The sequence below is a fragment of the Mucilaginibacter sp. OAE612 genome, assembly GCF_041806395.1.
Classification (GTDB): domain Bacteria; phylum Bacteroidota; class Bacteroidia; order Sphingobacteriales; family Sphingobacteriaceae; genus Mucilaginibacter; species Mucilaginibacter rubeus.
The window spans coordinates 2,305,089-2,329,407 of record NZ_JBGMUW010000001.1 but is presented as its reverse complement, the minus strand read 5'-3'; the positions used below and the strand labels follow the sequence as shown (position 1 = coordinate 2,329,407).

The window sequence follows — 24,319 nt, the reverse complement described above, 5'->3', positions numbered from 1 at the left end:
GGTCATGCTATAGCCGGTTACAACAAACAATTCACGGTTTCGATTGCTGCCTGGATAAAAACCAACAACGTGTCGAAATTACGACCAAGCGTGGCATCAACCCCGAGGTTTGTGAACCTGCTGCTCAAAAGGTTATGGGAAGCAGCGAAGAAGCCCATATTAACAAATATTAGTAACCGTTGATAGTATAAAGCTGTTTATAATACTCATTTGCCATCCGGTTACTGTCAAAGAGAGGGAATATATCCTGCATGCTGCGCCTAATTATTTCAATCCATTTATCCGGATGATCGTAATACAGGGGAATGACTGTTTTTTGCAGCAAATTATACAAGTTATGCGCATCGGTTTCATCCTGTTGAAATTTATGTTCACTAATTTCAGTATTGGGTATAACAAAACCGTTCACTCCATCCACAACAAATTCAGGAAACCAGCCATCAGGAATCGAAACATTAATACATCCGTTCATTGCAGCCGACATCCCGCTCGTACCTGAAGCTTCGTGGGTCAGCCGCGGCGTGTTGAGCCAGACGTCTGCCCCTTGTTTAAGTAATCGTGATAAACGCAATTCATAACCGACTAAAATCGCGCAGTTTGGGTAATCCTTACATAAGTTTACGATCTTATTAAAACTGGCTATCGCATCATAATCCATTGGATAAGGCTTTCCTGCCCATATCATTTGGATCGGCATTTTATTGTTAGTTAGCAGTTGGTGAAAAAAGTCCATATCATGCAATAGCAATTCCGGCCTTTTGTACCCGGCGAACCTTTTCGCAAAAACAATGGTGAGCACTTCAGGATCGAGTAGAACACCGCATTGGTCCGCTACCTCGTCAAAAAGTGCACGCTTACCTGCCATTTTCTTTTCCACCAGCTTTTGCATCTGATTAGTTTCCAATGCCGCATACATTTCCTTGTCTGCCCAATAAGAATAGCTTTGGGCATTGGTTATAGAAGTAAGTTCACAAATGCCATTATTTCCATTCCATATTCCTTGTAGCGTGTTTAAATGCATTTTCGACACAGCATTGGCTTTGCCAGAGAACCTAAACGCAGTTAAGGTATGATCCATAACGTCACCCTGACAACCCGCTATTTCCTTTATCTCATCTATTGGAATATCCCCCCAAAACCCCATTTTATTAAGCAGAAACAAATCGGACCGTTGGTTGCCGCCAGGCTCGGGTGTATGGTTAGTGAAAACCAGTCTTCTTTTTACTTCCTCAACGGACTTATATTTTTTATATAAATAAAATGCGATGGGTAAGGCATGCGATTCGTTCAGATGATAAATATCCGGTTGGAAATTGATTGCTTCTAATAAGCGTGCCCCGCCTTCACCCAACAATATCGCAGCAGCAGTCCCCGTTTCAGGATTACTGTCATAAAGCTTATGTGAAATGGTTTTAGCCAAATAATCATTCTCCGGCAGATCTGTTGTCAGGAAAAACAGAGGAGCCGTTTTAAAAATTTCAGGCTTCAGGTAAAACGCGGTAACCCAAACATCGTGGCCGGATACCTTAATAGTAAATTTAATGCCGGTATCAATGAGGAAGTGATATATTTTTTCCTGGAAGAGTACCTCCATGGTTTCATCACCCTTTCTTCCCTGGTTATAATAACCATATTTCCACAAGATTCCGATACCTATAACGTTCTGCCTGAGTTCATAGGCGCTCCTCATAAAAGAGCCTGCAAGATAGCCGAGGCCACCTGAGTAGGTTTTAAGGGGCTGATGGACGGCATATTCCATGCAAAGATAAGCGACCGGCATTTTGTATTCCGGGTTTATTGGGTAAGGATGCTGAAAGGAGAAGCTCATATGATTTAAAAAAAAGACCCGTAGCTATTTTAAAGCTGACGGGTATATTAGTATTATAGACTATTTTAATTTCTGTTTTCACAAGTCGTGATGAATGTTTTTTCAAATGTTGGTGTTTATCTGCTAACCGGGAATGACACGGATCAGGATATTATATGACAGTACGCACAAGCCACTAAAATTCAAACGATGGATTAAGAGCTAAATTTGAAACCGGCCCGCAATTGACTTTAATAAGTAACCTCACTCCTACATCCTTTAAAACTGAAAGCCGCTTTTAATATTTCAGTTTACAACAATTCTTTCATAATGATGCCCTTTCCACGTAAGTACTTTCGTCATTCCCGTGTTTTCCAGTCTGAATATGAAAAAAGGACGAAATGCGGCTGCGAAGACCTTCGGGACCTCATTTTGAGCCTATCGCGCATATTAATAAATGATTAAAACTTAATAATCATATGATCTGCGTCAAAAACGATTGTTTATTAATTGTTACTTTTGTATAGTTTTGAAAAAGTTCACGGCCATATTGCTTTTAACAACCTTCCTGTTTTCAACAACTGAACTCCACCAGTTGCTGAAATTGCCTGTGGTTTTTGAACACTTTGCCGAACACCGGAAGGAAAACAAGAGCATTTCATTCCTGCAATTTCTGGATATGCATTACATGCATGGCAGCCCGAGGGATAAAGACTACAGGGAGGATATGAAGCTGCCCTTCAAAACAGCAGATAATTGCACAGCGACGATATCACCCGTGCTGGTTCCTCAATTATTCCAGCCACTCGTCCCTCCCCTGGTATTCTCAACGAAAACGAAGTTACATGCCTTCGATCAGTCGTTTAACCACTCAACTTATTTATCCAGCATCTGGCAGCCGCCAAAATCCTAATTAGCAGTCATTTCTATGTTATTTACAGCGCTTAGCCTGGCTATTCCTGCTATGCGCTGCTTTTTGAATTGCTAATTTTCAAGATCTTATTTTATGTTAAATCATATTATCGCTTTTTCCGTGCGGAATAAGCTGATCATAGGGCTTTTTATTATCGCCCTTATTGGCTATGGCAGCTATCAGTTTACCAGGCTGCCCATTGATGCCGTACCCGATATTACCAACAACCAGGTACAGGTTATTACCATCGCCCCATCATTCGGAGCTACAGATATCGAACGTTTGGTTACCTACCCTATAGAGCAGGCGAACAGCAATATCTCGGGCTTAAAAGAGATCCGAAGTTTTTCCAGGTTTGGCCTGTCGCTGGTTACCATTGTTTTTGACGACGCTACAGATGTTTACTGGGCGAGACAGCAGGTTGCCGAGCGTTTGCAAAAAGTGCAAAGCCAGATACCCGCCGGTATCGGCACACCCGAGTTGGGCCCGGTAAGCACCGGGCTGGGCGAAATTTACCAATACGTAGTGCGCCCCAAAAAGGGCTATGCCGGTAGGTATAACGAAACCGAGCTCCGTACGATACAGGACTGGATAGTTCGCCGCCAGTTACTCGGCGTCAAAGGTGTAGCCGAAGTGAGCAGCTTTGGCGGGAAGCTTAAACAGTATTCTATTGAAGTTGATCCTAATAAACTGCTTTCCCATAATATTACCATAACCGATGTTTTTAAGGCCCTGGAAAGTAACAACCAGAACACCGGCGGCGCTTATATTGAAAAAGGCCCGACGGTGGTATATATCCGTAGCCAGGGGCTGATCGGCAATATGGAAGATATCAATAATACGGTAATTAAAAATACTGCCGATGGCTCGCCGCTTTTTATTAAAGACGTGGCTGACGTTAAAATAGGCTATGCTACCCGTTATGGTGCGATGTGCTATAACGACGAAGGCGAAGTTGCGGGAGCGGTTGTCATGATGCTGAAAGGTGCCAACAGCAGCGAGGTGATTAAAAACGTAAAGGAACGTATAGCACAAATCCAGAAAACTATGCCAGAAGGCGTGGAGATTGAACCTTTCCTGGACCGTACCAAAATGGTGAACAACGCCATCGGTACTGTGGAGCGCAATCTGCTGGAGGGGGCGCTCATTGTGGTATTTGTACTGGTATTATTCCTTGGCAATTTTAGGGCAGGTTTGCTCGTTGCCTCTGTGATCCCGTTGTCAATGCTGTTTGCCATTATTATGATGAACCTTTTTGGTGTAAGCGGTAACCTAATGAGCCTTGGTGCGCTTGATTTCGGTTTAATTGTAGATGGCGCCGTAATTATTGTAGAAGCCGTAATGCATACCCTTAGCCATAGCAAACATTTTACATTAACTGACAAGATTGGGCAGAAAGAAATGGATCAGGAAGTGAACAGTTCTGCCAGCAAAATGATGAACAGCGCCGTTTTTGGCCAGATCATTATATTAGTAGTATACCTGCCGATCTTCACTTTGCAGGGAATCGAGGGTAAAATGTTTAAGCCTATGGCGCAAACCGTGGCGTTTGCGCTGTTGGGCGCTTTTATTTTATCACTCACTTACATCCCTATGATGAGCGCCGTCTTCCTGAGTAAGAAGATCAAGCACAAGCCCAATTTTTCGGATAGGTTAATGGCGAAGGTTGAAAGAATATATCAAAAAACATTAAGCGGGGTAATTGCAGTTCCCAAAGCTGCATTATTAACTATTATCGGTCTGTTTATATTTTCAGCCTATATTTTAACCACACTGGGCGGTGAGTTTATACCTGCACTGGAAGAAGGTGATTTTGCGGTTGATACGCGGGTGCTAACCGGCAGTAGCCTGAATACTACTATTACCAATACCCAAAAGGCCGCCCACATCTTAAAAAGCCAATTCCCCGAAGTTGAAAAGGTGGTGACCAAAATAGGCAGCGGCGAAGTTCCGACCGATCCTATGCCGATGGATGCAAGCGATATGATGGTGATCCTAAAACCCAAGAACGAGTGGACATCGGCTAAAACCTTTAATGAATTGTCTGAAAAAATGGGTAAGGCCTTACAAGCGGTTCCGGGTGTTACCGCAGGCTTTCAGTACCCGGTTCAGATGCGTTTTAACGAACTGATGACCGGTGCGCGCCAGGACGTGGTTTGTAAAATATTCGGCGAAGACCTGGATACCCTCGCTGCTTATGCGAATAAACTGGGTAAGATCATCAATACGGTTGACGGCGCTAAAAACCTGTTTGTGGAAGCAGTTGCCGGCATGCCGCAGATCATCATTAATTATAACCGCAATGCCATAGCGCAATACAACCTCAATATCGCCGATATTAACAAGGTGGTTAACACAGCACTTGCCGGGCAAAGCACCGGAACCCTGTTTGAAGGTGAAAAGCGCTTTGAAATAGTGGTTAGGATAAGCAGCGAGCAAAAAAAAGACTTGAAGGATATTCAAAACTTGCTCATCCCGACACCGAGGGGTACACAGATCCCTTTATATCAATTGGCCGATGTACAAATAAAAGACGGCCCCAACCAGATACAGCGCGAGGATGCCAAACGCCGTATCGTAGTTGGCTTCAATGTGCGCGGCCGGGACGTACAAACAATCGTAAATGAGCTGCAGGCCAAGGTAGATAAACAAGTTAAACTCCCGGCCGGCTATTATGTAACCTATGGTGGTGCTTTTGAAAACCTGAATGCTGCCAAACAGCGCCTGATGATAGCCGTGCCGGTTTCGTTGCTGCTTATTTTCTTACTACTCTATTTTGCTTTCAACTCCATTAAGCAGGGATTATTGATTTACTCCGCCATTCCGTTGTCAGCTATCGGGGGCATCCTGTTCCTTGCTTTGCGCGGCATGCCTTTCAGCATCAGCGCCGGGGTGGGTTTTATCGCTCTGTTTGGCGTGGCCGTGCTAAACGGCATTGTATTGATATCGGAATTTAACCAGTTAAAAAAAGAAGGTATGACCAATTTGAAACATATTGTGTTATCAGGCACCAAGGTAAGGTTAAGACCGGTACTCATGACCGCATTTGTGGCTTCCCTGGGTTTCTTTCCCATGGCCATCAGTAACGGTGCCGGTGCCGAAGTACAAAGGCCCTTAGCTACGGTAGTAATAGGTGGCTTGCTGATCGCCACTTTCCTCACCTTGTTTGTATTGCCCGTTTTATATATCATGTTTGAAAAAGGCTTTAAAACAGTGCTATCGAAGAAAACGGCCACTGTGCTTTCCATCATTTTGCTGACTGTAATAAGCCAAACCTCGGGGGCGCAAACGCCCATCACCCTTAAAGCCGCTATAGATACTGCTTTAAAAAACAACTTACAAGTTAAACATGAACAGTTAAAGTCGAAGTATCAGCAGATACTGATCGGCACATCAGCCAATATTTCGCAGGCTACGCTGTTTGGAGAGGTTGGGCAAATCAACAGCAGCTACAACGATACGAAATTCGGTATTTCCCAGTCTTTCAACTTTCCGACTGTCTATAGCAGGCAGAAAGAACTTTTGCAAGAAGACTGGAAAAACAGCATACTGAATATCGCGGTAAATGAGGTGCTGTTAAAAAAGCAGGTTAGCCAGGTTTTTAACACCCTGGTATATCTGGAAAACAAGCGAATGTTACTACAGCATGCCGATAGCCTGTATTTGAGCTTTTATAAAAAAGCCGAGTTGCGGCTGGCCAAAGGCGAAGCCAATATACTGGAGAAAACAAGTGCTGAAACATTATTGGGACAGGTGCAGATGCAGCTAAGCCAGTTAAAGGAAGATGTGGCCATCATACAACTGCAATTCCAGTTGTTGCTTAATTCTACAGAGCCCTTAACACCAGATAAATCCGACTATAAATTAGCCGTTATATTGGCCTCAGACACCTTGACCTTGAAAAACCACCCGGTAATAAAACTAATAGCTCAGCAGCAGCAAATTGCAGACGCTGCTATCCGCATGGAAAAGAGCAAACTTTTGCCTGATCTGGCCATAGGATATAACAATACCAGCATCAAGGGTATTGGTGCCGATAATAAGCTTTATAATGGCTCAAACCGGTTTAACTCAGTGCAATTGGGTATCGGCATACCTATTTTTGCCGGGGCGCAAAAGGCGCGGATCAACAGCGCGAGAGTAAACAAACAGATAGCCGAAAGTAGTTATGCTATGGAACTTCAAAGCATGACAACAGCTTATCAATCTGCCGTTTTTCAATACCACAAGTACCTGCAAACGGTTCAGTATTTTGAAAGCAAGCCGTTAAAAAATGCCGCTTTAATAACCGTTACCGCCAACCAGCAAATTGCCGCCGGAAACATCAACTACCTGGAATGGACACAGCTGATTAACCAGGCCACTACCATTAAAAATGATTACCTGGATGCTGTTCGCAACCTTAACGAGGCCATCATTCAACTCAACTATTTTTCAAACAACTAAAAATATGATCATGAAATCCATTATATATCTATCAGTCATTATTATCCTGCTATCTGCCTGCGGCGAAAAAAAACCGGCAACAGATAATACAGATAAAGCAGAGAATACTAACATCGTAACCCTGACGGATGCGCAGCTAAAAAATGCATCGATACTTACAGGCAAGCTTGAGCAAAGGGAAATATCATCTGTGTTAAAACTCAATGGAAAAATCGATGTTCCGCCGCAAAATATGGTTTCCATTAGTGTCCCTCTTGGTGGGTATTTAAAATCAACCAAGCTGTTGCCGGGCATGCATGTGAATAAAGGTGAAGCCATAGCGATGATAGAGGACCAGCAATATATCCAGTTACAACAGGATTATCTTACAGCAAAGGCCCGGATAGGGTATCTTGAAAATGAATATAACCGCCAAAAAGACCTTAACCAAAGCAAAGCGAGCAGTGACAAGGTTTTTCAGCAGGCCGAGGCCGAATACCGCAGCCAGCAAGTGTTAATTAGCTCATTAGCTGAGAAATTACAACTCATTCGTATCAACGTACGAACTATCAGCGCTTCAAAAATATCAAGGAGCGTAAATATATACTCTCCTATCACCGGCTTTGTATCTAAAGTAAATGTCAATATCGGCAAATACGTGTCCCCGACGGAGGTGCTGTTCGAGTTGGTCAACCCAACAGATATCCACCTGGCGCTGAAAGTATATGAGAAAGATCTGGATAAATTATATATCGGTCAAAAACTGGTGGCCTATACCAACAACCAACCGGCAAAAAAACACGAAGCCGAGATATTACTGATTGGCCGTGATCTTTCTGCCGACAGGAACGCAGATGTGCATTGCCATTTTGAAACTTACGATAAAACACTTGTTCCGGGTACTTATATGAATGCAGAAGTACAAGTAAAAAATACTAAGGCATATGCCATAGCTAATGAAGCCATTGTTCAGTTTGAAGGTAAACAATATATCTATAAAGTTATCGGGAACCGACAGTTTGAGATGACCGAGGTTAATACAGGCGAAAGTGAAAACGGCTTTACAGAAATACTGTTGCCTACAAAGACTATGACCGCGAACGCTGTTTTTGTAACCAAAGGTGCGTATTCATTATTAATGATGATGAAGAATAAGGCGGAATAAAATTAAATAGCGTTTAAACTAAGGCCTGTCAAATATGAAAACTAATATCACGATGAAATTAGTCATCTCAGTAGTTGCCATTACTATATTATCATCATGCGAAAAAGCTATTGTATATAATGGGAATGTTAATATTATGGTACAATACAACCAACAACCTGTGCCGGATATTCCTGTTTATTACTATGCCGGGATACCTGAAAAAGACAACTCAGGCAACATTAGATATCAAGGAATGCAGCTTTCCGCTATTAATGGAAGCGCAACTTTTAGCCAATTACCCCCCGGGCAATATCACTTTACTGCATCTGTTTTTTTGAAGCCTGCCCATAAAACGGTAGCAGCAGACACTGATGTCACAGTAAGAAAGCGTTACCGGGACGAAAGTAATTATCAGATACTACTCCCCCTTCGTTAAATTAAGTCCGGAAACAGAAAATGCCTCTTGGCATTTTCTGTTTCACCCGGCCCCGTTGTCGTAATAGGATAAATTGCTAAGTACTGCAGGTCGTTTTTTGCAGTGTGGCTTTTTGGGTACAGGGAATTACATTATGTCCCGATCTGCATATTTATTTGAATCAGGATCCGCAATAATTACCTGGTTATCATAGTGATTAGATTAAGCATACGTGCAACTTCTGGCCTTCGAAAATTTCACCTTTCAAGCTTTCCACCGCCAATTTCTGATTTCGGGCATATCCTCACCATTGATGTTGATGTATTGTTTGTGCTCAACCAATTTGTCCATTAGGTTTTGTTTGAGATATAAGCCTTTGCTACCCAGATGCGGCAATCGATCGATTACATCCATGACGAGATGAAACCTATCCATTTCGTTAAGCACGGTCATGTCAAACGATGTCGTTATTGTGCCTTCTTCTTTGTAACCTCTTACATGAATATTGTTATTATTGGTCCTATTATAAGTAAGCCTGTGAATAAGCCATGGATAGCCATGAAAAGCGAAGATCACGGGTTTATCGACAGTAAAAAGTGCATCAAAATCATGGTCGTTCAAGCCATGTGGATGGCTGGATTGCCTTTCCAGCTTTAGCAAGTCGACAACGTTTACAACCCTTATCTTTAAATCAGGAAAATGTTCACGTAATATGGATACAGCAGCCAGCGTTTCTAATGTAGGCACATCACCGCAGCAGGCCATCACAATATCCGGCTCACAGTCCTGGTCATTACTTGCCCAGTCCCATACCCCAATGCCTCTTGAACAATGAACCACAGCCTCATCCATACTTAACCATTGAGGAGAAGGATGCTTCCCTGCTACCATAACATTTACATAATGTTTACTGCCCAGGCAATGAGCCATAACCGACAAAAGGCAGTTAGAATCCGGCGGCAAGTAAACCCTCACAATTTCTGATTTTTTATTAATGACGTGATCAATGAATCCCGGGTCCTGATGGGTAAAACCGTTATGGTCCTGGCGCCAAACGGTTGAAGTAAGCAGGATATTCAGGGATGCTATCTTTCTCCGCCATGGTATCTCCCGCGTCATTTTCAACCATTTGGCGTGTTGATTAAACATCGAATCGACGATATGTATAAATGCCTCATAACAATTGAATAGCCCGTGCCTGCCGGTTAGCAAATACCCTTCGAGCCAACCTTCGCACTGATGTTCGCTGAGCATCTCCATTACTCTCCCCTTTGGGGCAAGGTATTCATCATTTACATTAATATCAGCGTTCCACTGACGGCTGGTAGTTTCAAAAATTGCCTCTAACTTATTTGAGACAGTCTCATCGGGACCGAAAACTCTGAAATTTTGAGGATTAAGAGATATTACATCCCGTAAGAAACGACCGGTGACGTGCACATCACCTTCGCCTGTGATACCCGGATGATCAACATTAACTGCATATTTCTGAAAATCAGGAAGCACCAACTCTCTAAGCAAAAGCCCCCCATTTGTGTGCGCATTTGCTCCCATCCTTCGATTGCCTTTTGGTGCTATTTCCGCAATTTCCTTCTTTAAGCAACCGTTAGTATCGAATAACTCTCCGGGCCGGTAACTCTTCATCCAGCTTTCGAGCATTTGCAAATGACTCTCCGGGCTTGACTCAGAAACGGTAAGCGGTATTTGATGAGAGCGAAATGTGCCCTCTATCTGCTTTCCATCAACAACCTTTGGCCCGGTCCACCCTTTTGGTGAATTTAATATGATCATTGGCCATTTTGGTCGCTCCTGCCCTGGATGCTCTATGGCATTGTATTTTATTTGCTTTAGAAAGTGTACTGCTTGCTCTAAGGCCGCAGCCATAGCCTGGTGCATAATTGCAGGGTTCGAACCTTCGACAAATAAAGGAAAGTACCCATAACCATGAAATAGCTGTTCGAGCTCGATGTGGGGAATGCGGGCCAAAACCGTTGGATTTGAAATCTTATAGCCGTTCAAATGCAAAATTGGTAATACAGCGCCATCGGTAATCGGGTTCAGGAACTTATTAGAATGCCAGGCAGTTGCCAGCGGACCGGTTTCGGCTTCTCCATCGCCTACAACACAAGCAGCAATGAGGTCGGGATTATCCAGCACAGCGCCAAATGCATGGCTTAACGAATATCCAAGTTCACCTCCTTCATGCATTGATCCCGGCGTTTGGGGTGAGGCATGACTGGATACACCACCTGGAAATGAGAACCGTTTAAACAAATTTCTCATCCCCGCACGGTCCTGGCTAACTTCCGGATAAACTTCGCTGTAGGTTCCTTCCAGGTATGTACCTGCTGCTACGGCAGGTCCGCCGTGCCCGGGTCCTGAAATATAAAGCATATTTAAATCATATCTGTTAATGATCCGGTTAAGGTGAGTATAAATAAAATTCTGCCCCGGGGTGGTACCCCAGTGGCCTAACTGCATTTTCTTGAGATGTTCTATTTTTAAAGGCTCTTCCAAAAGCGGATTATCGCAAAGATAAAGCTGGCCAACAGACAAATAATTAGCTGCGCGCCAATAAGCATCTAATTTTTCCAAACACTCACCGGTTAACGGCGCGTTATCGATTGATGTGATATCAGTTATCATTGTCATTTTAATTGCTTTAAATAGTTTCAAATGTGGATTATTTCATTCACGATCTGCGCCATCATCAGTTCCTCATCAGTTGGTATTATATAGACGTTAACCCCTGAATCATTTGCAGATATATTCTTATTTTGATCAGAATTCATTATTCACTGATTTAACATTATCAACAAATATCGAATGGCTGGGATCCTCAAAACATGACCGCCATCACTAATTCCGATGAGTAACAGCATTTAGTTAACTTTGGGATTTACCCGAAGAAAGACTGATGATATGCCTAACCTTAAAAGAAATAACCACTCTGAAAATACCTGCTCCCAAAAACGCCGTTCCTGTCCATACGATCAGGTTAGCGATACCAAAAGCAGGATAAGCAAGAATGCCAGCTGAAAAGAAAATGATAACCAAACTATTAAACATGATCCAGCCCCAACTCGTGATACCATAAGCACGCATATCAAGCGCGCTTCCTATACCCATTATGCCTCTTACAAGCAGCCAAAATCCAACAATAATCGGAAGCAGCATCATAGTTATTGTTGGGTAGGTAAACAAATAACTACCTATAGCTAAATCAATCAGTCCACTTGCCAGCAGCCATCCCCAGCGTTCAATATGCCGGATACTTATCATTGCAAAAACAGTTTCAAAAAGGCCGGTCATCATCATTCCTGCGGCAAACGTAATACTAAGTGACAGATACGACTGCAGCGGCGATAGAATCACCCAAAACCCAAGGACACAAAGCAGGATACCAGATAACAGCATCAATATCCAATATCTGGACGGGACAATTACCCTGTTATAAACTACAGCTTCCATAGTTTGATATTTTTTGCGGCGTTTGATCAAAGAAGAAGTTGCACCTGCACAATCAAAGTACAGGCGCAACGCGGTTGATCAGTCAATGTTAATTTTCTTTTTCTCTGCAACAGCAGGGGTTGTTTTACGAATATCAATAGTCAGCAACCCGTTCTTGTAATTTGCTTTAATGTGGTCATTATCCACATCTTCGGGTAAATTGAAGCTTCGGGTAAAGGAACTGCTTGAAAATTCTTTGCGGGTGTAATTCTCTTTTTCCTCATTATGTTCCTCGCTGGTTTCGGCGCTGATAGTCAGCAAACCATTTTCAATACCGATATTGAAATCATCTTTCTTGAAACCCGGGGCGGCAACTTCAAGTTCATAATTCTCTTTCTTATCACGGATGTTTACCGCCGGCAATAGCTCCCGATTGAAGAAAGGATGATTAAAGAAATTGTCGTTGTTCCAGAAATCCTCCATCATTGAACGCAATGAGGGGATGTTGTTTGATTTTACTAATGTTGACATAGCGTTGTATATTTAAGTTTATGGTTCAAAATTCGGAATGGATTATTCAAACTCACATGACCGTGCTCACAATGAGTTATGATTGTGGGCATTAAATGCAAGCTGTATTTAACCATTCATGTTTAAAGTCAAGTTCAGTCATGACCATGGTCATTTATAATGAGGACTGAGATGTGAATATTTGTGTAATCAAATCAGTTACTTAAAAATTCAATCCATTATCATGAAAACTATCCTCGCACTCACCGATTTTTCCGATAATTCATCAAACGCTGCAAATTCTGCTGTACTACTGGCAGGTAAATTGCATGCCAACGTACTTTTGTATCATAACTATGAAACCATACCGGTAGCGTCCACTTTTTCAGGAGGTCCCTACGTAGAAGAAGAGTTTTTTTTAGCCACTACCGAAATAAAGAAAAAACTTGATCATCAATTAAATACACTGCAATACATTGCAGATGGGATTGATAAAACCGAACGAAAGCCAACACTTAAAGGCCTAAGCGGTGACGGTAACCTGAAAGATAACCTCAAACAAATACTTGATGAAAACCAAATTATGTTTATAACGATGGGGGCCCCATCAGGTACCTCTATCGAACATTTGTTTTTCGGCAGCGAAACCAATAAAATAATTCAACATACACAACGCCCGGTGTTGGTTGTACCAGCCAGTACCAGTATTACCGATATTAAAAAGGTAGTGTTCGCGACGACCTTCGATGAAGCGGATATTGCGCCACTCCATTTCTTAATTGGCCTGGGAAAGATCTTTAAGTTCAGTATTGAAGTAGTACATGTAAACCAGCCGGTAAAAGATAAGAAACAGCAAATTGAAAAGGAAGAAGCTTTCCAAAAACATATTGCCAAATTCGGGTACGACCGTATTTCGTTTAAGGACCTCGGAGGCCGCGAAGTTGCGGACCGGCTACACCGTCATTGCGCTGAAGAAAAACCTGATCTCCTCGCGGTAGTTCATCACCAGCATTCTTTTTTCAGGCGCTATTTTGAACATAGCACTACCAAAGAAGCTCTTAGCGACCTAAAATTGCCGCTGTTCATTTTCCCGACTATTATTTAAACCCGGTTCAATTTATTAAAAGCGGTCCATTCAAAAATGGGTACAACCCATACTTTGAATGGACCATTAATATCAGTTACATGAAGCGGTTTATTCAACCAGAAATTTCGTTTCGAAAAAGACGCCATCTCTGAGGCTTGTATCTAAACAATTCATCAGCTGCTGGATTGGTATAAATGACCTCTCCGGTTTTATTAATGATAACAATACCATCTATCACATGCTGTATAACGGGGGAAATTCAGATCATTCATATTGATAGCAATATCGATAATAAACTATTAAATTCGTTCCAAAAGCCACTTTATAGGAGTGATCGGCTTTGCCGGCTTTAGCCCAAACGTTTTGATGCACTTTTCGGAAATTAAACTAACGGCTTCTTCTATATCATCAGTTATCAAATACAACTTCATATCACCAGGCCCTATTGTTCCATTAGCCTTCATGAGATCGATATGTTCAACAAGTTTGCTATAGTATTCTTTACCGAAAATAATCACCGGGAAGTCTTTTATCTTGTGTGTTTGGATCAGGGTTAGCGCTTCAAAATATTCGTCCATTGTACCGTATCCCCCGGGCATAACAATAAAGGCAAAAGAGTATTTGACCAATAACACCTTCCTTACAAAAAAATGTTTCATGTAAACCCATTTATCGAGGTATTGGTTAGGCTTTTGCTCTACAGGAAGCTGGATATTACAGGCAACAGACCGGCCGCCAACATCCTTAGCTCCCCTATTAGCCGCTTCCATAAGTCCAGGCCCTCCCCCTGTCATAATTGTAAAACCGAGCTTCGCAAATTCGGCAGCAGCTTTCCGGGTCAGTTCATAATAAGGATGGTCTTCCTTAAATCTGGCCGAACCAAATACCGTAATACAGGGGCCAATAAAATGTAATGCACGGAATCCTTTTATAAATTCCCACATTGTTTCGACCGTAAAACATAACTCTTTAAATCGCGAATGGGGCCCTTCCAGGAATGCGATCTCAGATTTATTGCTCTCTTTAGACATCACTAATTATAATTGGCCGTAAAGCTGATTTTCGACCTTGCTGTCAAGGTTATATATATCTTCATATTTTACAATCTGGCCATCCACAATAGCAGTGGTGATATAAGTGATCCTGATTGGGACAGGCTTTTTAAGTTGAAAAACTTTAATTTCGCGATCCATCAGGGCTCGGTGCATGGATTTTATGTCTGTTTTATTTCCGGCTGTTGCTAATAACAATTTTGCAAGTTCTTCTCCCCGCTCAATTCTTATCGCCCCGTTACTCGTCGCTCTTTTTTGCTTCCTGAATAAATTCTTATCAGATAAACCCAACAACTCTATACCTACCTTATTGCCGGGCATGAAATAGATATAATTACCATTTTTTTGATTGCCTGTTTTTTGTTTAGGAAACAGATTATACGGAATCAGTTTGTCTCTCTGATTAGTTTTGGGATTTACAGCGCCTGTTCCGGTAGCAAAATCTGTAAGCGTACTTACCATTAAGGGTGTTGGTGTAGCAGCAGCCCCTACCACTATTTTGAAATTAAACGTAGTATCCGGCAGGACTAATTTTAATGTATAAGTTGGAATATTAATCTGGATATAAGTACTATCGTTTATTTCGGCCCACCGTAACCGCTCCATATTCACAGCAATTTTTCTCACATCGGCTTCCGGCGTTTCATAGCAGTCTCCCTCATAAAGCCCTTTAATCAAATGTAACTGATGTTGAAATATTGCGTACTCTTTGTTTAAAGGTTGCACTTTTACTACTGCATCCATAAAAGCAGGTAATTTGAGCGCATTAGTTAATATTTCTTCGCTGTTAAAGCCGTTAATCGTTGCCCTATCAATTTTCGCTGGCGGATAATATGGGTTCAGTTTGCCGAAATGCAGGTTATTCATAAAAGCGAGCATAGCGTCGGTGAGGAATATCTCAAACCGGGCCTTTTGCTTGTTGCTTACTTTACCGGGTTGTTCGAGTATGGTGTGCAAGGTGGTATACTGCAGCTCTTTAGGATGATAATCTTCGTGCCTTAAACCAAATTGCAACACACAATCAATCAGGAGCATGGCAGCCCATGTTTTATTTTGATCTTTTTGTTCCACTGTCCATACCGGAGCAAAAGCCCGTTTTTCGTAAAACCGCTTAGCTGAAACAGGAAAATACAAGCCATTATTCAATGCCTTATCATTTAATTGCCCGGCGATCTGTGCTGTGATCGAAGTATCAGTTGTATTGCGAATAATGTTTTTTCCTGGTGCATAGCTTTTTGATATGGCTTCTACCGGCATAAAAAAAATGCACAAAACAAACAGCCAAATAAGGGTTTGTTTACTGGCGGCAAAGCTTATTTCAACTATTTTCATAATATCGTTTTTATGACGTAAAATTGCAATGCCTGGTAGGTTAAATTAGTGACGACGGTCATTTATCCAATTGATCCTGAACACTCAAAACAGTTTCAACTTTGTAAACTCAATATGGAAAGACAAGCACCGGGATGCCTACTTGCACAGGAACGGAAATATCGCTCCCCTCGGTTCTCAACTGCTCACAATGAAATCGGTGATGTACAACCGCCAGCAGATCGGCATGCATATTATGTATCATAACATCAACAGCCCGTGACATATCACGTTCTTTTGTATTACTAAAAAACAGCCTCTCATAGCCGATTTTTTTACTTATCTCGTCGCTAAAGAGTGTTAGCGCGTAATTTTGTTCCAAATGGGGCAAACCCTTTGCCGAAATATGGGCGAGTAACAGATCTGCCTGAAAGGCCTGGGCCAAAGAAGCAAGATGTTTCAAAACATTTAACCGGCAATATCGTAAATCAGCTGTGTAAACCAAGCGCTCAAAACCACCATCAAATTTCACAGGAACAAGCATCACCGGGCAAGATATCCGGTTTAAAACCGCCTGCACCTTAACGTCCCGATTAAATGGTGCCGATTCCGGCAACCCTTTTATAACCATCCAAACGCAATTTTTATTGATGTAAGCAATCAATTGCGCTTCCGTATCACTTGACACTTCAAGTTCTTCAATTAGCGGCATATGTTCACCTTCTTTTAAGGACAAATTGGCCGGTTGGCCCCGTAACGGACCGAGTCTGTAACCATCTGCGGCAACATGCCCCGCCAATTGCAATGCTTTAGAAAACGATGGTTGTTTTACCGGATATATCCGGGCCAAAACTAAATTAGCTCCAATGTGCTTTGCTATGTTGAAGGCAAGATGCGTGGCATTTGTAGCAGACGCAGAACCATCGTCAATTATCAGGATCGTTTTCATAGGCTGTGTTTTCAGGTTAATAATTGAAGTACGATAGCAAAATTAGGCATAGGCTCATTTTATCCACTTGATGTAAATCAACGATTTACGTGATTTTCCTCATACATTTTGCAGGCCTTATAAAACGACTTTTTCATGGTAGCCCTTGAAATGGCAAAAAACATTCATATTCCGTTGCTGATATTAAATGCGAAATAGAATTTAACATGCACATAACTGTATACGGGTATAATATCATCTTAAGCTATGATAGCGATTTGCAGACAGCTATTACTATGTACGTCGGACAAAGAGGTTATTTAATTTTTTTTATAAAACCATCTCTTGGCAAGTTCAGCCGATAGAATATATGCAGTAACAGTTGCAAGCATCAACATATAGTATTTCCAGGATAGTGGTACGAAACCAAATATTGACGCCAATGGCGAATATGGAATCATTAACACCAATAGCAATATTGCGATGGTAGTTATCGATAGATATCTGCCGGGAAGGCTTTTAAAGAATGACAGTCGGGTACGTACAACTAAAACAATTAAAACTGCAGAAACCACCGACTCGGTGAACCACCCTGTTTGAAAAACTCTTTGATTAGCATGCAAAATAAAAATGAGCACGGCAAATGTTAAATAATCAAAAACGGAACTCAATAAACCGAAAACGATCATAAATCGTTTAATAAAACCGAGGTTCCACCGTTGCGGCGTTTTAAGATTAATATCATCAACCTTGTCTGAAGATATGGTCATTTCAGGAAAATCGGTCAACAGGTTGGTAAGCAATATCTGCTTTGGCAACAAAGGCAAAAAGGGCAAAAATAACGATGCACCGGCCATACTAAACATATTACCAAAATTTGCACTGGTAGCCATAAAAATATACTTCATGGTATTTGTAAATGTTTTACGGCCTTCTATAATCCCGTCACATAATACATTTAGGTCCTGATCTAACAAAACGATATCAGCCGCCTCTTTTGCAACGTCAACCGCCGAATTTACTGATATACCCACATCGGCCGTGTGCAGTGCCGGCGCGTCATTAATACCATCTCCCATAAAACCAACAACGTTCCCTGCTTTTTTCAAAACACTTATGATACGTTCTTTCTGGCTGGGCTCAACCTCCGCAAAAATATGAGTCAGGGGCGCCTTATGACGCAATGCTGCACTACTCATATTACGTATTTCCTGACCTGTAAGGACCTGTGCGGATGAAAGCCCAAGCTGTTTAGCCAGGTTTCTGGCTACCGGTGCGTTATCCCCTGTAATAATCTTAAGTCTGACGCCGAGATGTTGCAGTTTTTTAATGGTTTCAGACATGCCGGCACGCGGAGGGTCAAATAATGTTATAAACCCAAGGAAAACCATATCATGCTCATTTTCCCTGGTGAAAATTTGATCAGGAGCAACTTCCTTATATGACACTCCAAGCGTGCGCAATCCCGAATCACTTAAAAGCTGATACTGAACTAAAATCGCTTCTTTATGGTCGCCTATATCCGCAAGAATACCTGCCGATGTTTCAACCCGATTACAAATATCAAGAACCTGACGCAAAGCACCTTTCGTGATGGCTATATTGGCTGCCGGGATTTTCACCTGTACTGTAAGCCGTTTACGCACAAAATCATATGGCACTTCTGTAATCGCCGAAAAATCCTTCGCTTCATTTCCCTCATAATGGGCAGAACAGATGGCTTTATCGATCGGGTTGACAAATCCTTGCTGGCAGCTGGCATTAAGCCAGGCATATTTAAAAACTCTATCGCTGGGTGCGCCTTTAAAATCAAGTGTCTCTTTTAAAGTTACTTTACCTTCTGTAATTGTCCCTGTCTTATCAGAACACAAGATATTCATGCTGCCAAAGTTTTCAATAGCGCTCAGCCGTTTTACAATCACCTTTTGGCTGGCCATCCTGCGGGCACCAACCGAAAGATTAACGCTAATGATGGCGGGCAACAATTGAGGTGTAAGCCCTACGGCCAACGCGAGTGAAAACAAAAACGAATCAAGCGCCGGCTTATGCAGCAACACATTAACGGCAAAGATCACCAACACTAACAAAAGCGTGATCTCCATTAACATATATCCAAATTTTCTTATCCCTTTTTCGAAATCAGTTTCAGGAATTCTTAATGACAGCTTATCTGATATTTTCCCAAATTCGGTTTGCTGGCCTGTTGTCACGATGAGTGCCTTTCCAATACCGCTTACCACGCTCGAACCCATAAACAGGCAATTGTTGCGCCTGGCTAAGGGGGCGTCAACACTTTCAACTCCTGGATTTTTTTCTACCGGGTAAGATTCGCCGGTAAATGCCGCTTCATCAACAAACAAGGCCTCAGATTCTAAAACAAGGCCATCGGCAGGGATAATATCTCCCGCTGAAAGGCAAATCACATCTCCGGGTACAACAGCAGTTACCTCAAGCTCTGTTTTCCTGTTATCCCGTAGCACGGTGCAGTGTAGCTGAACCATCTTTAACAGTTCACTTACCGCACTTGCTGCACCTCTTTCCTGCCAGAAACCAAGAAGGCTGCTGATCAGGACAATGATCATAATGATTAATGTGTCGGCGGTATCTCCCAGGGCTGCGGAAAGCAAAGCAGCAGCTATAAGCAACAATGTTACCGGGCTTTTAAACTGAGAAAATAATATGATCAGGTTATTAAATCTATTAGCTTTTTTTAACGTATTGGCACCATATTGCTTAAGCCTTTTAGTAGCTTCGGCAGTGCCAATACCTGTTGCCTGAGTTTCAAGGAGTTTAAATGCATCATTAATAGAAAGTTGCCAAAAATTACTCAGTTGATCATTAGTTTTGCTTTCCATCAGTTTGGGCTAAAAGAGGTTTAGAAAATTCTAAACAAATTGAGCTATTGCGAATTAAAAACTGAATGCTTCTGATCAGTCCGAAAAATGATTCAGGTCACTATTAATTATCAGAACATTTTAATAAACCTAAAATCTTCTGCCAATAATTATTTTAACAATGGCACGGTCCGAATTCGATGTAAATCCATAGCCAATTCCTCCGTTAAACTCCCATTTAGGGTCTACGTTGAGGTCCGTGGCTACAAACAACTGGTGATCTTGTTGTTTAATTGGGTCGTAGTGAAAAAATGGGCCGGTACTACCATAATATTCGAGGCCCAGGGCGACAGCTTTTGTTACATCGTAACTCCCTTTAACATTTGGTGAAAAGGTAAATCCACGGTTTTGATCGGGCCCCTTGAAACTCTTCTCGAGGGTAGGATTTAAGGATATATATAACTTGTTCCATTTTTTATCTACGATTGGCCTGATTTCCAGCGTGGAGGTATTTGCCGAGAACGCACTTTTCTGGAAGCCAAACTCTGTAGATATACTTACCCCCACGGGCCAGTTCCAGCTTGAAGGAGCGGCAACCCTGGGCCTGATGTGAGAGCCGACGTAAGCCGTCCGGCCCGCATCCCCAATAGAGTTAAAGATATAAAAACCTGTTTCAAACCAGGTTGTCCAACCATGGGTGATCTCTATCGTTTCATGTACAACATGGTTGGTAGGAAGTTCTCCGCTGGTTACAGTTTTACTGCCATTTAATGTATAATTGCTATGCAATTCAAACATTGTTTTACCCTTTTCAACGGTTTCAGAACCGTAAACCTGAATCTCATAATTATCTTGCGCCTTAAGTTCCAGGGCGTAAAACACTAAGATCAGTAAACATAAATATTTCATCAATAGTCGGTTTTAACTTGTATACAAATAGTATAGCGCTAAAACTATCGGGACAATCTGAAGTAAAATTGGAGTTAAAGCTTATGTATAAGAAACGTGACAAACGAAATTAAAAGGTTATGACAAACGTATGCTTTCCCGCGTCATATTGGTATTGGATGCCATACCCGTAGTGCTGGCAAATATTTTTAACCAGTGTTAATCCCAGTCCGGCACCTTGTGAATCTTTGCTTTTGTGAAAACGTTCAAAAATTTGTTGGCCGTTTAACGCGTTTGCAACACCGGTATTTTTTATCGAAAGTTTGTCTGGGTCAAGACCAATAAAAATTTCACCACCCGGCACATTATGGCGGATTGCATTACCAAACAAATTATTTAGTAAAATATCAATCAGGTATTTACTGGCCGATATCTGCTTCGGGTGCAGCTTATACCGGACAGTAAGGTTCTTATTTTGCATAAGTTCCTGAAATTGCAGCATTTTCCTTTCAAGTATTACATCGAGTTCAATCGATTCCTCTTCAACGATCAGCTTATTTTCCAGTTTAGCCAGCAGTAATAATGAGTGATTAAGTCGACTGGACTTGTTTACTGAGCTGTAAATATCTGCGATCTGCGTCAATTGCGCTGCAGTCAATGTTTCGTCCTGTATTAGTGTATCCAATTTGGTGGTTACAACAGCCAGGGGTGTCATCATTTCATGTGATGCATTCTCTGTAAATTGTTTCAGGCTAAGATAATCCTGAGTTACCCTTAAAGACATTTCCCGTATGGCTTCATTAAGTTCTATAAACTCGTCCACCTTACTTGGCTTACCTGTAAATTGATCAACGTCGGCGATATTGAACTGTTTGATCTCTTTAAGGGTGAGCTGAAAAGGCTTCCAAAGGCCATTTAGCAGATATTTATTGGTTATAAAGAGTACCGTCAATAAACCGGCAAGTAATGCAAGTGTGATAATAGAAATGAGTTCGATAAGGTTTTTTTGCCCAACCCTCGAAACAGTAATTGTAACCTTATAGTTGCTATTCTTTAACTTTACGAGGTCTTCTACGGCTCTGCCTGCTTCCCGTCGCTGCTCTGCCGGGTTTAAATAAATAGTGTCAAAAAAACGCTTCTGTAACAGTTGCCTGTAAGTTTTAACAAATACAGCGTGATCGCGGTCAAGGTCATATTGCTGCGGATTGCCATTGTTGCTCCTGATATACTCTTCAGCCTCTGTTAACTGTTGTTGAAGCGCCCGATCAAGTTGCTGTGTGCCAATGTAATTTATAGCGAAGTAGTAAATCACTGCTCCTATCACTAACACAGCCAGGGTAATATAAAAACTCGTCCTGGTATAATGCTCTGACAGCCTCATCAATCAGTGAATTTATAGCCGAGTCCGTATATAGATGTCAAATAATCTCTTCCTCCCGCATCCAGAATTTTCCGCCGGAGGTTTTTAATATGGGTATAAATAAAATCGAAACTATCATACATGTCCATCTCGTCGCCCCAAAGATGTTCTGCAATTGCATTTTTTGAAATTACTTTGCCTTTATTGGCAATAAAGTACAGTAACATTTCATATTCTTTTCTGGTTAATATTATCGTATTTTTATTAACCTCGACAGTGCGCCCCTGTATATCAATTGAAATTTCATTAAAAACCAGCTTGCTGCTGGTATTTAGCGCTTTCCTGCGATAAACAGCCATCAGCCTGGCTTTAAGCTCGGCTAAATGGAAAGGCTTGGTCAGGTAATCGTCTGCGCCTATGTTGAGCCCCTTCAATTTATCATCGAGCGAGTTGCGGGCAGAAATGATCAGAACAGCTTCGCTTTTTTGTTGTGTGCTTAAGTATTCAAGTACGCCAAACCCTTCGCCATCGGGTAAGCCAATGTCAAGCAAAACACAGTCATAATCATAATCAGATAGTTTTTGCAGTGCGGGAGTCAATGCATTACAACTTTCACAAATGTTACCATCTACATTCAAATAACTCGTGATGTTTTCGCGTAAACCTTGCTCGTCTTCTATTACCAATATTTTCAAAGCTTTTTAATCAAATTTAAAAATTGAAACTGAAGAGAAGCTGAAGTATTACCAACACTACAGACTTACTTCAAAATCACCAGATAATTTACAAACATTTTAAATGAGGACGCAAGTAACCCGATTCCGGTTAAAACAACTATGGCAATAATCCAACCTGATAGTCGGCCCATCACGCGCCGGATATACTCAGCTCCCTTGCGTTTTTGGCATTGGGCAAACACAATAGTTATGAGTGGTTCATTAATTACTGTTTTGATCAATTCTACTATTACCGACAGAAGAACTTTAACAAACATAATTAAAACGCAACTGAAAACCCAGGGCGCCACCATAACCGATGATCAATCGGGCTCCGTTGCTCAAGCGCTGGGGGATAGTGTTTGGAGCATACATACCTGGTTTGGTTATGTATTAGCGGGGCTATTGCTGTTCAGGCTCATCCTTGAACTTTTTCAAGTAACCGATCAAAAATTCATCCGCCGGATAAAGGACCTCTATAGTCAGTTTCATTCCACAAGAAAAGAGCGTGAACTTGCCAAACATGAGCTCATCGTGAAAGCCGTTTATGCAGCATTCTATATCTTGCTTATTATAATGGCAGTAACGGGTTTATTCCTGGCATTTGAAAATCTGTTAGCGCCATTTAAGGCTATCAGGCATAGTGTTAAAGAAGTTCACGGATTTTGCATGTATCTGATTATCGCGTTTATACTCGTGCATTTAGCTGGCGTATTTTTGGCTGAGCGGAAAGATGACAAAGGCATTGTCTCAGACATGATAAACGGTGGTAATAATAACTAAATATCATTTTCCGGTAATCAGCTTTGCCATAATAAACGCGGCCCCTGCAGCAAGAGCTCCAATAATTACTACTTTTAACGCGCCGCTTAACGCAGGCTGGCCGGTCATCTTGCTTTTGAAATAGCCAAAAATGAACAAGCAAATTATTGTTACCCCGCATGAGTAATAAAGTGCCTCTTGCGCCTCATGAATAATAATATAGGGTGAAAGCGGGATGATACCACCTACGATATAGGAAATACCAATAGTAATAGCACTTTGGGTAGCGCGGTTTGCATTAGGTTCCTCCAGGCCCAGTTCATAACGCATCATAAAATCAACCCATTGTTTCTTGTCTTTTGCCAGCTCATCCACTATCTCGTCCTGCAGATGCTTTGAAAGTCCGAAATCTGCAAATACCTTCTTTACTTCTGCCTTCTCCTGTTCAGGCACACGCTCAACCTCATCATATTCCCGCTTCAACTCAGATTGATAATGGTCAACTTCCGTTCGACCGGCAAGATATCCGCCCAGCCCCATGGCAATAGATCCGGCTACTATTTCGGCGATACCCGCAGTAACCACCAGGGTCTACGAACTTACCGCTCCACTTAGCCCTGCTGCAAGCGCAAAAGGCACGGTTAAACCATCAGACATGCCGATAACGATATCCCTGATGGTTTCTGAACTTGTTACATGATGTTCACGATGCAT

Annotated in this window: 18 protein-coding genes and 1 pseudogene; 6 read left to right on the top strand and 13 right to left on the bottom strand. The window is 41.9% G+C overall.

Annotated features, from left to right (window positions below):
* Window positions 1-169 precede the first annotated feature (169 nt).
* Complete coding sequence (glgP, locus tag ABID99_RS09755) at window positions 170-1,780, bottom strand: alpha-glucan family phosphorylase (protein WP_373613581.1); 1,611 nt, start codon at window positions 1,778-1,780, stop codon at window positions 170-172.
* A 556-nt stretch (window positions 1,781-2,336) separates the two neighbouring features.
* Here glgP and ABID99_RS09750 point away from each other — a divergent pair.
* The 4 genes from ABID99_RS09750 to ABID99_RS09735 all read left to right on the top strand — a co-directional run bounded on the left by ABID99_RS09750 (window position 2,337) and on the right by ABID99_RS09735 (window position 8,728).
* Window positions 2,337-2,720: a hypothetical protein gene (locus ABID99_RS09750; RefSeq protein WP_129570069.1), complete on the top strand. Its 384-nt coding sequence runs from the start codon at window positions 2,337-2,339 to the stop codon at window positions 2,718-2,720.
* 93 nt (window positions 2,721-2,813) lie between these two features.
* Window positions 2,814-7,166, top strand: a complete 4,353-nt coding sequence (locus ABID99_RS09745) for a CusA/CzcA family heavy metal efflux RND transporter (protein ID WP_373613580.1) — start codon at window positions 2,814-2,816, stop codon at window positions 7,164-7,166.
* Between the two features lie 10 nt (window positions 7,167-7,176).
* On the top strand, window positions 7,177-8,310 hold the full coding sequence (locus ABID99_RS09740; RefSeq protein ID WP_373613579.1) for an efflux RND transporter periplasmic adaptor subunit: 1,134 nt from the start codon (window positions 7,177-7,179) through the stop codon (window positions 8,308-8,310).
* 34 nt (window positions 8,311-8,344) lie between these two features.
* Window positions 8,345-8,728 carry a hypothetical protein gene (locus ABID99_RS09735; RefSeq protein WP_373613578.1) on the top strand — a complete coding sequence of 128 codons (384 nt, stop codon included), beginning with the start codon at window positions 8,345-8,347 and terminating at the stop codon, window positions 8,726-8,728.
* 243 nt (window positions 8,729-8,971) lie between these two features.
* Here the strand turns inward: ABID99_RS09735 and ABID99_RS09730 are convergent, their stop codons facing one another.
* From ABID99_RS09730 to ABID99_RS09720, 3 genes are all read right to left on the bottom strand, one after another.
* Window positions 8,972-11,359: a phosphoketolase gene (locus tag ABID99_RS09730; protein ID WP_373613577.1), complete on the bottom strand. Its 2,388-nt coding sequence runs from the start codon at window positions 11,357-11,359 to the stop codon at window positions 8,972-8,974.
* A 234-nt stretch (window positions 11,360-11,593) separates the two neighbouring features.
* Window positions 11,594-12,178, bottom strand: coding sequence for an HdeD family acid-resistance protein (locus ABID99_RS09725; protein ID WP_373613576.1), 585 nt, complete (start codon window positions 12,176-12,178; stop codon window positions 11,594-11,596).
* 78 nt (window positions 12,179-12,256) lie between these two features.
* Window positions 12,257-12,688: an Hsp20/alpha crystallin family protein gene (locus tag ABID99_RS09720; RefSeq protein ID WP_373613575.1), complete on the bottom strand. Its 432-nt coding sequence runs from the start codon at window positions 12,686-12,688 to the stop codon at window positions 12,257-12,259.
* A 223-nt stretch (window positions 12,689-12,911) separates the two neighbouring features.
* On the opposite strand from ABID99_RS09720, the gene ABID99_RS09715 reads away from it, so the two are divergent.
* Window positions 12,912-13,772, top strand: coding sequence for a universal stress protein (locus ABID99_RS09715; protein WP_373613574.1), 861 nt, complete (start codon window positions 12,912-12,914; stop codon window positions 13,770-13,772).
* 94 nt (window positions 13,773-13,866) lie between these two features.
* On the opposite strand, the gene ABID99_RS09710 is transcribed toward ABID99_RS09715, so the two are convergent.
* The 8 genes from ABID99_RS09710 to ABID99_RS09675 all read right to left on the bottom strand — a co-directional run bounded on the left by ABID99_RS09710 (window position 13,867) and on the right by ABID99_RS09675 (window position 22,822).
* Window positions 13,867-13,992 (bottom strand): PAS domain-containing protein, encoded by a 126-nt coding sequence (locus ABID99_RS09710; RefSeq protein WP_373613573.1) that lies wholly within the window; start codon window positions 13,990-13,992, stop codon window positions 13,867-13,869.
* Window positions 13,993-14,053: 61 nt separating this feature from the next.
* On the bottom strand, window positions 14,054-14,785 hold the full coding sequence (locus tag ABID99_RS09705; protein ID WP_373613572.1) for a TIGR00730 family Rossman fold protein: 732 nt from the start codon (window positions 14,783-14,785) through the stop codon (window positions 14,054-14,056).
* Between the two features lie 6 nt (window positions 14,786-14,791).
* Window positions 14,792-16,138, bottom strand: a complete 1,347-nt coding sequence (locus ABID99_RS09700) for a hypothetical protein (protein ID WP_373613571.1) — start codon at window positions 16,136-16,138, stop codon at window positions 14,792-14,794.
* Between the two features lie 109 nt (window positions 16,139-16,247).
* Window positions 16,248-17,066: a hypothetical protein gene (locus ABID99_RS09695; protein WP_373613570.1), complete on the bottom strand. Its 819-nt coding sequence runs from the start codon at window positions 17,064-17,066 to the stop codon at window positions 16,248-16,250.
* A gap of 299 nt (window positions 17,067-17,365) precedes the next feature.
* Window positions 17,366-19,900 carry a magnesium-translocating P-type ATPase gene (mgtA, locus tag ABID99_RS09690; RefSeq protein ID WP_373613569.1) on the bottom strand — a complete coding sequence of 845 codons (2,535 nt, stop codon included), beginning with the start codon at window positions 19,898-19,900 and terminating at the stop codon, window positions 17,366-17,368.
* Between the two features lie 129 nt (window positions 19,901-20,029).
* Entirely contained in the window at window positions 20,030-20,788 is a 759-nt protein-coding gene (locus tag ABID99_RS09685; protein WP_090526056.1) for a hypothetical protein, read from the bottom strand.
* A gap of 109 nt (window positions 20,789-20,897) precedes the next feature.
* Window positions 20,898-22,148, bottom strand: coding sequence for a HAMP domain-containing sensor histidine kinase (locus ABID99_RS09680; RefSeq protein WP_354483433.1), 1,251 nt, complete (start codon window positions 22,146-22,148; stop codon window positions 20,898-20,900).
* A complete protein-coding gene (locus ABID99_RS09675) occupies window positions 22,148-22,822 on the bottom strand; it encodes a response regulator transcription factor (protein ID WP_091164237.1) in 675 nt (224 codons plus the stop codon). Before ABID99_RS09675 ends, ABID99_RS09680 begins: the two co-directional genes overlap by 1 nt.
* Window positions 22,823-22,963: 141 nt before the next feature.
* On the opposite strand from ABID99_RS09675, the gene ABID99_RS09670 reads away from it, so the two are divergent.
* Window positions 22,964-23,626 carry a cytochrome b/b6 domain-containing protein gene (locus ABID99_RS09670; RefSeq protein WP_373613568.1) on the top strand — a complete coding sequence of 221 codons (663 nt, stop codon included), beginning with the start codon at window positions 22,964-22,966 and terminating at the stop codon, window positions 23,624-23,626.
* 3 nt (window positions 23,627-23,629) lie between these two features.
* Here the strand turns inward: ABID99_RS09670 and ABID99_RS09665 are convergent.
* Window positions 23,630-24,319: pseudogene (locus ABID99_RS09665) on the bottom strand (VIT1/CCC1 transporter family protein).

What these genes read in the sequence shown, in the direction of transcription:
- ABID99_RS09670 (WP_373613568.1), top strand. Translation starts at nt 22,964, where the DNA reads ATGGCAATAATCCAACCTGATAGTCGGCCCATCACGCGCCGGATATAC.
- ABID99_RS09685 (WP_090526056.1), bottom strand. Translation starts at nt 20,788, where the DNA reads ATGAAATATTTATGTTTACTGATCTTAGTGTTTTACGCCCTGGAACTT.
- ABID99_RS09720 (WP_373613575.1), bottom strand. Translation starts at nt 12,688, where the DNA reads ATGTCAACATTAGTAAAATCAAACAACATCCCCTCATTGCGTTCAATG.
- glgP (WP_373613581.1), bottom strand. Translation starts at nt 1,780, where the DNA reads ATGCCGGTCGCTTATCTTTGCATGGAATATGCCGTCCATCAGCCCCTT.
- ABID99_RS09680 (WP_354483433.1), bottom strand. Translation starts at nt 22,148, where the DNA reads ATGAGGCTGTCAGAGCATTATACCAGGACGAGTTTTTATATTACCCTG.
- ABID99_RS09700 (WP_373613571.1), bottom strand. Translation starts at nt 16,138, where the DNA reads ATGAAAATAGTTGAAATAAGCTTTGCCGCCAGTAAACAAACCCTTATT.
- ABID99_RS09695 (WP_373613570.1), bottom strand. Translation starts at nt 17,066, where the DNA reads ATGAAAACGATCCTGATAATTGACGATGGTTCTGCGTCTGCTACAAAT.
- ABID99_RS09730 (WP_373613577.1), bottom strand. Translation starts at nt 11,359, where the DNA reads ATGACAATGATAACTGATATCACATCAATCGATAACGCGCCGTTAACC.
- ABID99_RS09745 (WP_373613580.1), top strand. Translation starts at nt 2,814, where the DNA reads ATGTTAAATCATATTATCGCTTTTTCCGTGCGGAATAAGCTGATCATA.
- ABID99_RS09715 (WP_373613574.1), top strand. Translation starts at nt 12,912, where the DNA reads ATGAAAACTATCCTCGCACTCACCGATTTTTCCGATAATTCATCAAAC.
- mgtA (WP_373613569.1), bottom strand. Translation starts at nt 19,900, where the DNA reads ATGGAAAGCAAAACTAATGATCAACTGAGTAATTTTTGGCAACTTTCT.
- ABID99_RS09735 (WP_373613578.1), top strand. Translation starts at nt 8,345, where the DNA reads ATGAAAACTAATATCACGATGAAATTAGTCATCTCAGTAGTTGCCATT.
- ABID99_RS09705 (WP_373613572.1), bottom strand. Translation starts at nt 14,785, where the DNA reads ATGTCTAAAGAGAGCAATAAATCTGAGATCGCATTCCTGGAAGGGCCC.
- ABID99_RS09725 (WP_373613576.1), bottom strand. Translation starts at nt 12,178, where the DNA reads ATGGAAGCTGTAGTTTATAACAGGGTAATTGTCCCGTCCAGATATTGG.
- ABID99_RS09740 (WP_373613579.1), top strand. Translation starts at nt 7,177, where the DNA reads ATGAAATCCATTATATATCTATCAGTCATTATTATCCTGCTATCTGCC.